Source organism: uncultured Microbacterium sp., assembly GCF_947488465.1.
Taxonomy (GTDB): Bacteria; Actinomycetota; Actinomycetes; order Actinomycetales; family Microbacteriaceae; genus Microbacterium.
Genome location: NZ_CANKZA010000001.1, coordinates 373,335 through 387,287, shown reverse-complemented (window position 1 = coordinate 387,287; position 13,953 = coordinate 373,335). Strand labels below are relative to the sequence as shown.

The 13,953-nt window shown below is 68.1% G+C and carries 11 protein-coding genes and 2 tRNA genes; 4 read left to right on the top strand and 9 right to left on the bottom strand.

All coding sequences use genetic code 11. From position 1 onward, the window contains the following. Positions 1–3: 3 nt before the first annotated feature. Positions 4–76, bottom strand: a tRNA-Glu gene (locus Q0653_RS01845). A gap of 114 nt (positions 77–190) precedes the next feature. On the opposite strand from Q0653_RS01845, the gene Q0653_RS01840 reads away from it, so the two are divergent. Then, positions 191–829 carry an MBL fold metallo-hydrolase gene (locus Q0653_RS01840; RefSeq protein ID WP_298741497.1) on the top strand — a complete coding sequence of 213 codons (639 nt, stop codon included), beginning with the start codon at positions 191–193 and terminating at the stop codon, positions 827–829. Between the two features lie 63 nt (positions 830–892). On the opposite strand, the gene Q0653_RS01835 is transcribed toward Q0653_RS01840, so the two are convergent. The 4 genes from Q0653_RS01835 to Q0653_RS01820 are packed head-to-tail and all read right to left on the bottom strand — an operon-like array spanning position 893 to position 5,001. After that, positions 893–1,165: an HPr family phosphocarrier protein gene (locus Q0653_RS01835; protein ID WP_298741499.1), complete on the bottom strand. Its 273-nt coding sequence runs from the start codon at positions 1,163–1,165 to the stop codon at positions 893–895. Between the two features lie 29 nt (positions 1,166–1,194). After that, positions 1,195–3,234 carry a fructose-specific PTS transporter subunit EIIC gene (locus Q0653_RS01830; RefSeq protein WP_298942191.1) on the bottom strand — a complete coding sequence of 680 codons (2,040 nt, stop codon included), beginning with the start codon at positions 3,232–3,234 and terminating at the stop codon, positions 1,195–1,197. 40 nt (positions 3,235–3,274) lie between these two features. Beyond that, positions 3,275–4,222, bottom strand: a complete 948-nt coding sequence (locus Q0653_RS01825; protein WP_298943092.1) for a 1-phosphofructokinase family hexose kinase — start codon at positions 4,220–4,222, stop codon at positions 3,275–3,277. Further along, on the bottom strand, positions 4,219–5,001 hold the full coding sequence (locus Q0653_RS01820) for a DeoR/GlpR family DNA-binding transcription regulator (RefSeq protein ID WP_298942190.1): 783 nt from the start codon (positions 4,999–5,001) through the stop codon (positions 4,219–4,221). The genes Q0653_RS01825 and Q0653_RS01820 overlap by 4 nt, the downstream gene beginning before the upstream one ends. A gap of 292 nt (positions 5,002–5,293) precedes the next feature. Here Q0653_RS01820 and Q0653_RS01815 point away from each other — a divergent pair, with 292 nt between their 5' ends. Next, complete coding sequence (locus tag Q0653_RS01815; protein WP_298942189.1) at positions 5,294–7,135, top strand: hypothetical protein; 1,842 nt, start codon at positions 5,294–5,296, stop codon at positions 7,133–7,135. A 68-nt stretch (positions 7,136–7,203) separates the two neighbouring features. Here the strand turns inward: Q0653_RS01815 and Q0653_RS01810 are convergent, their stop codons facing one another. After that, positions 7,204–7,977 carry a hypothetical protein gene (locus Q0653_RS01810; protein WP_366521955.1) on the bottom strand — a complete coding sequence of 258 codons (774 nt, stop codon included), beginning with the start codon at positions 7,975–7,977 and terminating at the stop codon, positions 7,204–7,206. Positions 7,978–8,104: 127 nt separating this feature from the next. On the opposite strand from Q0653_RS01810, the gene Q0653_RS01805 reads away from it, so the two are divergent. Further along, on the top strand, positions 8,105–10,132 hold the full coding sequence (locus Q0653_RS01805) for a DUF262 domain-containing protein (RefSeq protein WP_298942187.1): 2,028 nt from the start codon (positions 8,105–8,107) through the stop codon (positions 10,130–10,132). Between the two features lie 46 nt (positions 10,133–10,178). Here the strand turns inward: Q0653_RS01805 and Q0653_RS01800 are convergent. The 3 genes from Q0653_RS01800 to Q0653_RS01790 all read right to left on the bottom strand — a co-directional run bounded on the left by Q0653_RS01800 (position 10,179) and on the right by Q0653_RS01790 (position 12,819). Further along, a tRNA-Gln gene (locus tag Q0653_RS01800) sits at positions 10,179–10,250 on the bottom strand. A gap of 72 nt (positions 10,251–10,322) precedes the next feature. Then, complete coding sequence (gene gltX, locus Q0653_RS01795) at positions 10,323–11,837, bottom strand: glutamate--tRNA ligase (protein WP_298942184.1); 1,515 nt, start codon at positions 11,835–11,837, stop codon at positions 10,323–10,325. Between the two features lie 10 nt (positions 11,838–11,847). Next, positions 11,848–12,819 (bottom strand): LysR family transcriptional regulator, encoded by a 972-nt coding sequence (locus Q0653_RS01790; RefSeq protein ID WP_298942182.1) that lies wholly within the window; start codon positions 12,817–12,819, stop codon positions 11,848–11,850. Between the two features lie 84 nt (positions 12,820–12,903). Here Q0653_RS01790 and Q0653_RS01785 point away from each other — a divergent pair, with 84 nt between their 5' ends. After that, positions 12,904–13,953, top strand: coding sequence for an aminotransferase class V-fold PLP-dependent enzyme (locus Q0653_RS01785; RefSeq protein ID WP_298943090.1), 1,050 nt, complete (start codon positions 12,904–12,906; stop codon positions 13,951–13,953).

The window sequence follows — 13,953 nt, the reverse complement described above, 5'->3', positions numbered from 1 at the left end:
TTGTGACCCCAGCGGGATTCGAACCCGCGTTACCGCCGTGAGAGGGCGGCGTACTAGGCCGCTATACGATGGGGCCCTTTCCTTCGAAAGCTCCGAAGGCAACCGTTCGATTATGCCATGCTCTCCCGGTCTCGGCAAAATCGGCCCGAGAGTCTTGCCGCACGGTGGTGCGCGGCGTTGACTGAGGGGCATGCGCGTCACAAAGCACGAACACGCCTGCCTCCGTCTCGAGCTCGAGGGTCGGACTCTTCTCATCGATCCGGGATCCTTCACTCTCCCCCTGGCCGAACTCCGGAATGTGGTGGCCGTCGTCATCACCCACGAGCATCCCGATCACTGGACTCCGGAACACCTGTCACGGATCCGCCAGCAGTTCCCGGAGATTCCGGTGTACGGGCCGGCGGGTGTCGCTGCTGCTGCGGCGGGCGAGGATATCCACGTCGTCGAGGCGGGAGAGACCGTCACGGCAGGGCCCTTCACCGTGAGCTTCTTCGGGGGACGTCACAACGTCATCCATGAGTCGATCCCGGTCATCGACAACGTCGGCGTTCTTGTGAACGGCGCGTTCTACTATCCCGGGGATTCGTACGCCCTGCCCGGTGCCGCCACCGTCGATCTGTTGGCCGCACCGGTCGGCGCGCCGTGGCTGAAAATCGGCGATGCGATGGACTTCGTTCTCGCTATCGCGCCGCGGCGTGCCTTCGCCACGCACGACATGACCTTGTCGCGAGTCGGACTGGACATGGGCCGAGCCCGCCTGCAGTGGGCGGTCGAGCAGGGCGGCGGCGAGTTCGTGGTCCTCGATCCGGACGAGAGCACCGACCTCTAGAACAGACGGATGCCGCATCCCGAGCGCTGTGCGGGGATGCGGCATCCGTCATGCTGCGAGGAATCAGACCTGCGCGTCGTGATCTGTCTCGAGGAACTCGACGAGCGTATCGAGTGCCTCTTCGGCACCCTCGCCCTCGGCCTTGAGCGTGACGACCGTGCCCTGCGTGGCGCCGAGACCCATGAGGGTCAGGATGCTGCCGGCGTTCTGATCTGGTCCACCTTCGGTGGCGATCGTAACGGGCACACCGGTCTGCTGGACCGCCTGGACGAAAAGCTTCGCGGGGCGGGCATGCAGGCCCGAGCTGCTGGCGACTGTGGCCTGGCGTTCTGCCATGGGATCCTCCTAGATCGTGTCTTTCGAGACTATGCCGTGGCGGCGACCGGCGGTACCGTTTCGGCGCCGGAAATACCCTCGTTCGCGGCGGGTCCGCGGCGGGCGAACCGCTTCAAAGCGACGACGCTGAAGGCCGACACGACGGTTCCCGCCGCAATCGCGACCAGCCACAGCCAGAAGCTGTCGATGGCGAAGAAGACGAAGATGCCGCCGTGCGGCGCCTTGCTGGTGACCGCGAACGCCATGGACAGGGCGCCCGTGACCGCCCCACCGAACATCATCGCGGGGATCACCCGGAGGACATCGGCTGCAGCGAACGGAATCGCCCCTTCCGTGATGAAGGCCGCACCGAGCAACCACGCAGCTTTGCCGTTCTCCCTCTCCGGTTCGGTGAACAGGCCCCGCCCGAGAACGGTGGATGCCAGCGCCATCGCCAGCGGCGGGACCATTCCGGCGGCCATGACCGCCGCCATGATCTGCAGGTAGCGTTCGTCCCCGGCGATGCCGGCGGCGAGGTTCGCCGTGGCGAAACCGTAGGCGACCTTGTTGACCGGGCCGCCGAGGTCGAAGCACATCATGAGGCCAAGGACGACACCGAGGATGATGACGCCGACACCGGTGAGACCGGAAAGCCAATCGTTGAGGACCGTCATGAGCCACGCGATCGGGCCGCCGAGCACCAGGAGGAGGAGCCCCGACGCGAAGATCGATGCGAGCAGCGGAATGATCACGACCGGCATGAGACCCCGCAGCCACCGCGGAACATCGAGCGAGTTCAGCCAGCGCGCGGCGATCCCGGCGAGAAGACCACCGACGATACCGCCGAGGAACCCGGCGTTCATGAAGCCTGCCACCGCGCCCGCCACGAACCCGGGGGCGATACCCGGACGGTCCGCGAGACCGTAGGCGATGTACCCCGCGAGGGCCGGTACGAGGAAGCTGAACGAGAGCGAACCGATCTTGAACAGCACCGCACCGAGGTAGACGATGAGCGACGTGTCGCCGAGATTCCAGATCGTCGATGACGCGAGGATGTCGTCGACGGAGAACGCGATCTCGTAGCCGCCGAGCAGGAAGCCCAGAGCGATGAGCAAACCGCCACCGGCGACGAACGGGATCATGTAGCTCACACCCGTCAGCAGCGACCGTTTGATGCTTCCACCCAGGGACGTACTGCTCGGACCTGCGTTGTCGGAGGTTACGGCTGCAGCCCCGCTGACACGGGCGGCATTCGGATTCTTCGCGGCCGCGACGGCCTCGGCGACCAACTGAGCCGGCTGCTCGATGCCGCGCTTGACCCCGGATCGGATGACAGGCTTGCCGGCGAAGCGCTGCGGTTCGCGCACGTCGACATCGACGGCGAAGATGACAGCATCCGCGTCGTCGATGATCTTCTGATCGATCGCTTTGTACCCGCTCGAGCCCTGTGGCTCGACAACCAGGTCGATTCCGTCCTTGGCGCCTTGAGCGGTGAGGGCGTCGGCGGCCATGAAGGTGTGCGCGATACCCGTCGCGCACGCGGTCACGGCGACGATGCGCGCTGGTCGGCCGTCGATGAACACAGCGGAATCAGCCGGAACCGGGGCGCTCGCGACCGCGGGCGCGGCCGTCGCAGGGGTCTCGCTGACCGCGGCGATCACGAGGTCCACGACCTCCTGCGGGGTCGCCGCAGATCGCAGTCCCGTCGTGAAGTCATCCCGCATGAAGCTGCGGGCGAGCCGCGAAAGCACCGCGAGGTGCTCTTCGGCGGCGGTATCGGGCGCCGCGATGAGGAATACCAGGTCGGCGGGGCCGTCATCGGCGCCGAAATCGACCCCCGGGGTCAGGCGCGCGAAGGCGAGCGTCGCCTCGAGAACCGCAGGACTCTTGGCGTGCGGAATCGCGATCCCGCCCGGGAGTCCGGTTTCGTCCTTCTGCTCGCGTGCCCAGGCGTCGGCGGCGAGGGCAGCGGCGTCGCTGGCCCGTCCGGCGGATGCCACGCGAGCGGCGAGGGCCTCGATGACGGCGCGCTTGTCCGGGCCGAGAGATTCGTCGAGGCTGACGAGCCCCGAGGTGATGATGTCAGACACGGTGACCTCCAGTGGTCGTGTTCTTGTGGATGGATGGTGTTCAGGGGGTGAGGGATCGCACGGGCACGTCTCCGGGGAGGAGATCGTCCGGAGTCGGAGCCTGCGTGCCGGGGAGAGATGCGGCAGCCGACCCGAATCGGATGCCGGTGCGGACGCACTCCGCGGCATCGGCTCCGGCCACGCGGGCGAGCAGGAAGCCGGCGAGCGAGCTGTCGCCGGCTCCCACCGTGCTGCGCACGCGGGTCGGCGGCGGTGTGCCGTGCCACGCACCATCCGCGGTCACGAGCACAGCGCCCTGCGACCCGAGCGTGATGAAGGCGGCGCCGACGTGCGTCGGAACGAGCGTGCGCGCAATGGCATGGACCGCGTCGGCGAGGTCACGGTCGGCGTCCAACTCGACCCCGGCCAGTTCCGCCAGCTCTTCGTCGTTCGGCTTGATGAGATCGGGACGGGCACGCGCCACAACGGCGTGAAGCGCCGGACCGGACGCGTCGACCGCCACGAGCGGCGCCGGAACGTGAGCGGCTCGGACCGCGTCGATCACACGGACGTAGAAGTCATCCGGCAGGCCGGGTGGCAGTGAGCCTGCGAGCACCAGCCACGAGGCCGCTGCCGTTGCGCTGACGACGGCGGCGATGAGTGCGTCTGCATCGGCGTCGGTGCGGGCGACACCCGGAAGATTGATCTTGGTCGTCGTCCCCTCGCCATCGGCGATCGTGAGGTTCGCGCGGGCAGCACCGTGGACAGCCACGGCAAGCGACGGCACATGCGCCGCGCGCAACGCCGCCGCGAATGGGTCCTCATCATCGAGCGGCAGGACGGCGAGCGTCTCGCCGCCGGCGGCGGCGATCACGCGCGTGACGTTGATTCCTTTGCCGCCCGCATCTTCTCGCGTGCTGCGCGCGGTCTGCACTTCTCCGGGACGCAGTGGTCCCGAGAGTGTGACCGCCCGATCGAGCGCCGGATTCACGGTCAAAGTGACGATCATGCCTGCCATACCTCCATGTCGGCCGCGTCGACGGCGTCCGCGAGCGAGCGGGACAGTGAGCCGTCGGTCACCAGCACGTCCGCATCATCGAGACGCGCGAAGGAGACGAGAAGCTCCGCCTCGAGCTTGTCGGCGTCTGCCAGCACGACGCAGCGTCGGGATGCGGCAACGATCGCGCGCTTCACGGCGGCCTCATCAGGATCCGGCGTGGACAGGCCGAACGCCGCCGAGAGTCCGTTCGTCCCGATGAAGGCGATGTCGGGACGCAGACGGGAGATCGCATCGACGGTGTGCGACCCGACGGCCGCCGCGGTCAGCCCGCGGACGCGTCCACCGATCGCGGTCAGGCTCAGCCCGGCGGACCCCGCCAGCACATGCGCGATCGTCATCGAGTGGGTCACCACCTCGAGCGGGCGGTGGGCTGGGCCCCGCTCGATCAGGAGTTGCGCCAGCGCCGCGGTCGTTGTGCCCGCGTCGAGGTAGATCGACCCGTCGAAACCCGAGGGAAGAGCCTCCAGAGCGCGGCGTGCGATCGACACCTTCGCCTCACGACGACGCTCACTACGCTCCGCGACCGACGACTCCACCGTGCTGACCCGGGAAAGAGCAACAGCCCCACCATGCACGCGCCGCACCGAACCGACCGCCTCAAGCTGTCCGAGATCGCGGCGCACGGTCTCCGTGGTCACCCCGAATCGGCGCGCAAGATCGACCACCGCGACGCGGCCGGCGCTACTGACGAGCTCTTCGATCATCTGCTGCCGCTCCGTTGCGTACATCACCCCTCCTCGGATTAGCCACATATTACAACACAAAACAACACAAAGGCAAGGCCGGGCGCCTGAGGGTGCCCCAGGTGCCACATGCGCGCACACAGCAGGGGATTGTAGAGATCCTCTAAGACACTGAGGGTCAGCAGTCGTGAAACTTGGTCTCATACAGCAGAGTCATCGCGCGTATGAGATTTTGCTCATCGGCCGCTGTTACGTTCGGTTCGCCTCACCCCGATCCCTCCGGGGAGAGACCCCACCACGCCTGCGACGATGCAGGCGCGAGACAACGGAGTCCTCAATGACGAGAACCGGCACCCACACCCATGGCATGGGTATGCGCGTCACCGTGATCGTGCTCAGCATCCTGCTGGCCGCGATGACGACCATGTACTTCCTCACGGCAGCCAAGCTGTCGGACGGAGCCGCACAGCTCGACAGCGGCGCGACCCTGGCCGCGAACGGCTCGGGCGATCTGTCCGACGGCGCGAAGTCGCTCGCCGACGGCGCCGACGATCTGTCGGCGGGAGCGGCGAAGCTGGATGCCGGCGCCGCGTCGGCGGCATCCGGCGCGACCGAGCTCTCCGCGGGGGCCGACAGCGCGGCCGCCGGAGCGCAGGCGCTCTCGACCGGTGCGGACACCCTCGCGGCCGGCGCAGTGACGCTCGCCGACGGCACGGTGACGGCACGCGACGGCGCGGTGAAGCTCAACGCGGGCGCGACGACGGCGGCCAGTGGCGCGGGCCTGCTCGCCGACGGCGCTGGTCGACTGTCGTCCGGCATCAATGACGCCAAGGCGGGTATCGACAAGCTCGACGCCGGCGCGGCGCGTCTCGACGGCGGTGCCGCGGCAGCGAACGCCGGCGCCGTCCAGCTCTCGGACGGTCTCGGCCAGCTCGCCACCGGCGCCCAGGCACTGAACGGCGGCATCGGCAACGCGTCCAGCAGTGCCTCACAGCTCTCGGCCGGCATCGGCCAGGCCGCCGCCGGCGGTGCGCAGCTGTCCGCCGGCGTGAAGAGCCTGAGCACCGGCGCGGCCACGGTCTCCACCGGCGCAGCGCAGCTCGCCACGGGTACAGCGACACTCGCCGCAGGGACCACGGCGCTGGCCACGGGGGCTCAGAACGTCGCCGCCGGCACCGCGCAGGTCGCGGGCGGGGTCGCCGCGTTGCAGAAGGGCCTCGCCGACTATGCCGATGCGCTCGAAGGCGCGGCCGCCGATCCGGCGATCGTCGCCCAGCTGCGGGGGCTCGCCGCCAACGCCGGCCACGTTGGCGCGGGCGCCGATGAGGTGAGCGCGGGTGCACAGACACTCAGGACCGGTGCCGAAGGCGCGCGCGACGGTGCCGCCACGGTGAACGCGGGCGCTGCCGCACTCAAGGACGGAATCGCGGTCGTGGCAGGCGGCGCCGGCCGGCTCGACACCGCGGCCACAAGCCTCTCCGGCGCTCTGAACACGCTGTCCACGAAGTCGGGCGATCTCGCGAGTGGACTCGGCCTCCTCACCACGAAGTCCGGCGAACTGGCCGGCGGGGTGGGAACCGCGTCGACGAGGTCCGGAGGACTCGTGACCGGGCTCGGCCAGCTCGACGGCGGTGCGGGCGAGCTCGCCGCGGGCCTCGCGACGTTGAAGGCACGGTCGGGTGAACTCACCAGCGGCGGCGCAACGCTCGCCGGCAAGGCGGGCGAGCTCTCCGCGGGCCTCCAGACCCTCAACGCGGGGACGCAGACCCTGAGCGCCGGTTCGCTGCGACTCATGTCGGGTGCGCAGAACCTGTCCACGGGTGCGGGGACCCTCGCCGAGGGCGCGGGTTCGCTGGCCGAGGGCACGCAGAAGATCTCGACGGGAGCCGGCAGCCTCGCCGACGGCCTCGGAGACCTGTCGGCGGGGGCCACGTCGCTCTCGGAGGGCTCCACGCAGCTCGCCGACGGGTCGGATGAGCTCTTCGCCGGCGCGGTCTCGCTCGCCGACGGCAACGCGCAGATCGCGGAGGGCACGGGACAGCTCGCCTCCGGCACGTCGAGCCTCACCCCGACGCTCCTGCCCTGGCTCTTCGGCGCCGCGATCCTCGGCTTCATCGGCATCGCCGCGTGGGTCGCGCACCGGATGGCGCACCGCACCCGCGAGATGACGATGGCCTGATCTCCGGCGCCACACGAAGAAGCGGTCCCGACCACCCGGTCGGGACCGCTTCTCATTGCAGCGAAGCGTCAGGCCTCGCTCATGACGTTGACCTCGACCTGGCCGCGTGCGGCGAGGGCCGCGGCGCGGGCCGCAATACGTCGCGCCTGCTCAGCCTGTCCGGCATCCAGCGTCTCCTGGTCGACGGGATAACTGTCGACCTTGTTGACGCCGTTGTACTTCGCAATGTACGCGTCGAGCTCGGGACCGCTGGTCCACGAAGTGATGAGGCAGTAGCGCGGCTCGTCACCGTAGTGTGCCGCGGCGTGCCACAGGCGCTGCGTGTCGACGATCAGCTGAGCACCGGCCGGGAGAGCGATCCGCGTCTCTTCGCTCGGGTCCGTGCGGTTCTCGCGGAGCACGAAATAGCTCGTCTTGTCGTCCGTGAGGTTGAAGAATCCGCGGACGACCCAGCCGGTGCCATCCGGGTTCAGCCGGTTGTTGTCGTCCTGGTGCAGGTTGTACAGGCAGTCCGCGTACGTGTTCGGCTGCAGTTCGATGATGCGGCAGCGTCCGACGTTCGCGCCGGGCTCCTTCGCACGCTGGGTGAGCGTGGGGGCCTTCTCGGTCTGCGAGTCGATCCACACGCCGTCCTTGTCGGTGCGCGGGGGCTTGTGGTTCCAGAAGCCATTGCACTCGATCTCACCCTTGGCCGAGGCCAGCGGCGCGAACCGAGTGTCGCCGGAGCTCTTCCAGTCGTTGTACTCGACATCGAGCCATTCTTTCGGGTCGATCTCTTTGTTGTAGCGGTCGAGGACGACGTAACCCGTCTCTTCCAGTGCCGCAGACTTGATGTATCCCATGATGAGAGTCATGCCCTTTCGTAGAGGACCAGCGCGTTTTTACAGGTCCAACTAAGGCCAGCCTACCGAGGCCTCTGGTGAACCTGATTAGACTCGTCCGAAACCTGCGAGATGCGATTCGGAGAACATGAGCACCGTCACGAATGTCGCCGCTTCGCACGTCGATGCGACCGCGGTCAACACCATTGGATGGCTCTCGGCATCCGACACCACGATCGTGGTCCCGGTCTATCAGCGCCAGTATCGCTGGGACATCGGCGCGTGCGAACAGCTCCTGGGCGATGTACGCGCCGTCGTCGACGCCACGGGCACCCACACCCACTTCATCGGGTCGATTCTCTCCACGGCGTCCACCCGTGACCGAGATGATGCACAGCTCGTCCTCATCGACGGCCAACAGCGCATCACGACGCTCATGCTCCTCATCGCCGCCTTGCACCACACGCTGCAGGACGACGATCCGGAACTCGCCCGCGAACTCGCGCGGGTGCTCGTGCGAGCCGACGACTCCGATCGGACGAAACTGCGTCCCCACCGTGCGTGGGCCGAAGTGTTCGAAAGCGTCGTGCTCGGCCGCCGCTCCCCCGGTGATGCGCGTCGCGAATCACGCTTCGACGACAACTACGCGTTCTTCCGCAGCCAGATCCGGCCGGGGGAAGCCGCCGACATCTGGCGCGGACTCCAGCGACTCGAGCACGTGTCGATCACTCTCGGCCCGCACGCCAACGCTCAGCAGATCTTCGAGAGCCTCAACTCCACCGGCGAACCGCTCCGAGACCACGAGCTGATCCACAATTACGTCCTGATGGGTCTCTCGCACGCCGAGCAAAGCGAGATCGAGAACGAGTACTGGGTGCCCATCGAACGGGGCACCGGCGACCAGATCGGCGCATTCTGGCGTCACTATCTGATCATGCTGACGGGCCGCGAAGTCACCGCCGCAGGCGAACGCGGTGTGTACGACGCATTCCGCCACGAGTTCCCGCGTCTCGATGTCGACACGCTCCGGCAGCGCGCCGCCCAGTGGCGCGAGTATGCGGGCATCTACCGGATGCTGCGTGAGCCGGTCGAGGCTCCGGACGCGGTCCTGGCCCGCCAGTTCGCCTTCCTCGGCACGTTCGGGCCCGAGACGGCCCCGCTCGCGATGCGTCTCTGCCACGATCACCTCCACGGTCTCCTCGGCCGCGCCGAGCTGATCGATGCGTTCGAGCGCCTGCAGTCCCTCTTGCTACGCCGGACCGTCGTCGGCATTCCGACCGATCGCCTCATCGCCCGACTCTGCCGTGCCGCCGAGCTCGGACCGGAGGAACTCACCCGGGCGATCGCTCGCATCACGCCCTCGGATGAGCGCACGCGCGTGGGGTTGAAGTACTCCGAGCTCCCCCACGCACGCTACGTGATCGGGCGCCTCGCGGATGCCGATCCCCTTGCGCCGTTCGATCTCGAGCACATCGTCCCTCTCTCGCCGGGCGATGACTGGACCGGCGACGGCGAACGCCGCTGGGCGGATTACACCGACGACGAACAGAACAGCCACCGCGCGCTCGCGCACACGCTCGGAAACCTCACCTTGCTCGAGCCGGAACTCGCCGACCGCGCGTTCGACGCCGCGTTCCCCGCGAAGCGCAATGTGTACGCCGCCAGCGCGCTCGAGGTGACGCGCGAGGTGGCGGAGAACTCGGTGTGGGGAACGGCATCCATCGCGAACCGCACGGCCCTGCTCACCGAACGCTTCATGACCGTGTGGCGGCGACCGGCGCTCGTCAGTATCGACGACGACGACCTCACCCCGATCCTCGATGCCCGCAAGCGCCGCGGCTGGCCCCACGGCTGGCAGCGGGAGTTCGACTATGTCGAGTACCGCGGCGAGCACTGGGAGGTCCCCGACGTCCGGTACCTGTTCAACCGGATCTTCCAGCGCCTCTGGGCCGACTCGCGCCAGAGCGTGATCGATTTCAGTGACCGACGCGGCGGACCTGTCTACCCGGCGATGGCGTGGAACGGGCAGTGGGACGAGCTCTCCGACGGCCAGTTCCTGTACATGGGATGGGATTCGAAGTACATGCTCACCGCCGTCCAGGGTGTCCTGGAGGAGGCCGGCTGGGCGAGCGAGGTTTTCCTCAAGTACTCGTATATCGGCGACGCGATGAAGTGATTCGGAGCATGCAAAAACCCCCGCCTGAGCGGGGGTTTTTCACTTGCTGGGGTACCTGGACTCGAACCAAGAACAAAGGTACCAGAAACCTCCGTGTTGCCAATTACACCATACCCCAAGGGTTCAGGCCGAAGCCGTACCGAAGATCAAGCTTAGCCCACGCACGGGGCTCAGCCAAACCCGCGGCGCGTCAGCCGACCCGATCGACCAGCGCCGCCAGGCGCCGGACGGACTCGTCCTTACCGAGAAGCTCCATCGATTCGAACAGCGGCGGCGAGATGCGCCGGCCACTGACCGCCACCCGCAAGGGACCGTACGCAACACGGGGCTTGAGTGCGAGCCCGTCGATCAGCGCCGCTGCGAGGGCGCCCTGCACCGCTGCCGCCGTGAAGTCCTGCGCCGGAACGAGTTCGAGTGCGCCGACCGAAGCGACCAGGACCTCGCCGGCGTTGGCCGGGAGCCCCTTCAGCGCGTCCTCGTCGTAGACGACCTCGTCACGGAACAGGAAGCCGAGCAAGCCCGGCGCTTCACCCAGGAGTTGCATGCGCTCCTGCACGAGCGGTGCCGCCGCATCGAGGATCTCCTGCTGCGCCGCCGTCGGCGCCTCCGAGACGAGCCCTTCCGCGGCAAGGTACGGCACCAGCCGGCTCGCGAAGTCCGCGGGCTCCAGCATCCGGATGTGGTCTCCGTTGATGGACTCCGCCTTCTTCTGATCGAAGCGGGCGGGGTTCGGGTTGACGTCGGTGATGTCGAACGCGGCGATGAACTCGTCGAGCGAGAAGATGTCACGGTCGGCGGCGATCGACCACCCGAGAAGTGCCAGGTAGTTCAGAAGCCCCTCGTGGATGAAGCCCTTGTCCCGCTGCAGGAAGAGGTCGGCCTGCGGGTCACGCTTGGAGAGCTTCTTGTTGCCGGTCTCCCCCAGTACAAGCGGCATGTGACCGAAGCGGGGGACGAAATCCGTCACACCGGCGTCGTTGAGCGCGGCGTACAGCGCCAACTGACGAGCCGTCGAGGGCATGAGGTCCTCGCCGCGGATGACGTGGGTAATGCCCATGAGCGCGTCATCGACCGGGTTCGTGAATGTGTACAGCGACTGGCCACCCGCGCGCACGACGACGAAATCGGGGAAGGACCCGGCCGGAAACGTGACCTCACCGCGGATCAGGTCGACGTAGGTCAGATCGTGCTCCGGCACGCGCAGACGCCACGCGGGCTCGCGGCCCTCGGCGCGGAAGGCTTCCTTCTGATCGTCGGTCAGGTGACGGTCGTGGTTGTCGTAGCCGAGCTGTTTTGCCCGGCCGGCGGCAACATTGCGCGCATCGATCTCTTCGGCAGTGGAGTAGGACTCGTACACAGCGCCGGATGCGATGAGCTTCTGCAGAACGTCGGCGTAGATCTCGCCGCGCTGCGACTGGCGGTACGGGCCGTGCGGACCGCCCTTCTCGACGCCCTCGTCCCAGTCGATCTTGAGCCACGTGAGCGCATCGACGAGCTGGTGGTAGCTTTCCTCACTGTCGCGTGCCGCGTCGGTGTCTTCGACGCGGAAGATGAGCTTGCCACCGGTGTGCCGGGCGTAGGCCCAGTTGTAGAGCGCCGTGCGGATCATGCCGACGTGCGGCAGGCCGGTGGGCGATGGGCAGAACCGCACGCGGACGTCGGTTCCGCTGGCGGTGGTGGTTCGGGGATCGATCGAGGAAGGCATCGTGCCCAGTCTAGTTCGCGGCTACGCCCCCACCCACGGCCTGACCCGTCCCCGTCACGGCATCGACGACGTCCCGCATCGCCGCCAGCACCGCCGCGACAGCCGGCACCCGCTCGGCGCCGTGGGCGGTGATGGCGTGAAGCGTGCGGGTGTGCGCGTCGGACAATGGCCTCGTGATGATTCCGGGCAAAACGGGGAAGGATGCCACAGCCAGCTTCGGTAGCGTCGCGACACCTGTGCCGTGCGCCACCAAGCTCTCGACCGCCGCGATGTTGTCGGTTTCGAACCCGATCCGGGGGGTGAATCCCGCGCGCTCGCACACCTGGAGAAGATGGCCACGGCATCGCGGACAACCCGCGATCCAGTTCTCATCCGCAAACGATGACAGGCTCGGGCGCTCCTCACCCGCGCGCGCATGATCGGCCGGCAAGACCAGCAGGAGATCGTCGCTTCCCACGTCGGTGACCGACAGACCGCGTGCGCTGGCGCCGTGCGGGTCGTCCCGATCCCCCGGGTAGCTGAAGGTGAGCGCGATGTCACTGCGATCTTCCCGCACGGCCTCCACGGCTTCGGGAGGTTCGGCCTCGACGTAGGTCAGCGTGATTCCGGGTGCCACAACGCCGAGCCGGGCGATCATCCGCGGAATCACCGTCGGCGACGCGGAGGGGAAGCCGACGACGCGGACGGTCGCCGATCGCAGGCCCCGGAGCTCCGCGAGTTCCCCGGCCGCGGCATCAAGCGCGGTGGTGACTGCCGGAGCATGCCGGGCAAGGATCCGTCCCGCCTCGGTCAGCCGCAACGTGCGTCCGACGCGCTCGACGACCGGCACGCCGAGCCGCTGCTCGAGTCTCCTCATCTGCTGGCTCAGTGCGGGCTGGCTGTACCCGAGCGCGTCCGCCGCGCCGGTGAGCGAGCCGGTGTCGGCGATGGCACGGACGACCCGCAGGGTCTGGACGTCGAAATCCGGATCGCTCTCAGCCATGAATTCACATAAGCAGCAAGCATGCCTTTCATGCAATACCTGCCATAGACCTATGCGTGCGTTACAAGGATGCTGGATCACATGATGCTCGCGACGAGAGACAGTCTGGCGCCCCTGCGCGCTCAGTTCACCGCACCCGCGGGCTACCTCGCCGCCTGCACCGCGGGCCTCCCCACCGCCGGCACCCGCGACGCGGTGGCCGCGGAGTACTCCCGCCGCCCCGACGTCGACGAATATTGTCGCGCCGTCGAAGCGACCCGCGCTCACTTCGCGTCACTTGTGGGGGTGGCGACCGATCGCGTCGCCATCGGGTCGCAGACATCCGTCCAGGTCTCACTCATTGCGGCATCCCTCCCCGACGGCGCCGAGGTTCTCGTCCCCGAACACGAGTTCTCCTCGCTGGTCCTGCCGTTCGTGCACGCCGGACGTGGCGTGCACGTACGCCCCGTGCCACTCGCCGATCTCGCGGCCGAAGTGACGACCGCAACGTCGCTCGTCGCCTTCTCGCTCGTGCAGTCTGCATCCGGTGCCGTCGCCGACGCCGACGCCATCTGCGCGGCGGCCGCACGTGTCGGCGCGCGAACCCTGTGCGATGCGACGCAAGCCGTCGGGTGGATGCCGGTGACCGCGGCCCGTTTCGATGCTCTGGTCTGCCACGCCTACAAATGGCTGTGCGCACCACGGGGCGTCGCGTTCCTCACGCTGTCCGAAGACTTCGCACGGGGCCTCCGCCCCGCGCACGCCGGATGGTACGCGGGCGACGACCCGTGGGCCTCGTGCTACGGCGGCGATGCCCCGTTGGCCGGGTGCGCCCGCCGCTTCGACGTGTCACCGGCGTGGCAGGCGTTCGTCGGCGCGGAGCCGGCGCTGCGCGCTTTCGCCGAGACCGATATGACCGCCGTCCACGCGTACGTCACGGCGTTGGCTGCATCGTTTCGAGCTCGACTCGCGCTCCCCGCCCCCGAACGCGCCAGCGCCATCGTGACCTGGCCGGATGCCGGCGGCACTGATCTTGCCCGCTTGAGCGCTGCCGGGATCACGGCATCGGGCCGCAACGGCAGTGCCCGTGTCGCATTCCACGTGTTCAACGATCTTGCCGATGTCGAGCGTGCCGCGGCCGCGCTCGGGCGCTGA

Coding starts and splice junctions, on each gene's coding strand:
- gltX (WP_298942184.1), bottom strand. CDS start 11,837: ATGCCTTCCTCGATCGATCCCCGAACCACCACCGCCAGCGGAACCGAC.
- Q0653_RS01835 (WP_298741499.1), bottom strand. CDS start 1,165: ATGGCAGAACGCCAGGCCACAGTCGCCAGCAGCTCGGGCCTGCATGCC.
- Q0653_RS01840 (WP_298741497.1), top strand. CDS start 191: ATGCGCGTCACAAAGCACGAACACGCCTGCCTCCGTCTCGAGCTCGAG.
- Q0653_RS01805 (WP_298942187.1), top strand. CDS start 8,105: ATGAGCACCGTCACGAATGTCGCCGCTTCGCACGTCGATGCGACCGCG.
- Q0653_RS01820 (WP_298942190.1), bottom strand. CDS start 5,001: ATGTACGCAACGGAGCGGCAGCAGATGATCGAAGAGCTCGTCAGTAGC.
- Q0653_RS01815 (WP_298942189.1), top strand. CDS start 5,294: ATGACGAGAACCGGCACCCACACCCATGGCATGGGTATGCGCGTCACC.
- Q0653_RS01785 (WP_298943090.1), top strand. CDS start 12,904: ATGCTCGCGACGAGAGACAGTCTGGCGCCCCTGCGCGCTCAGTTCACC.
- Q0653_RS01810 (WP_366521955.1), bottom strand. CDS start 7,977: ATGGGATACATCAAGTCTGCGGCACTGGAAGAGACGGGTTACGTCGTC.
- Q0653_RS01825 (WP_298943092.1), bottom strand. CDS start 4,222: ATGATCGTCACTTTGACCGTGAATCCGGCGCTCGATCGGGCGGTCACA.
- Q0653_RS01790 (WP_298942182.1), bottom strand. CDS start 12,819: ATGGCTGAGAGCGATCCGGATTTCGACGTCCAGACCCTGCGGGTCGTC.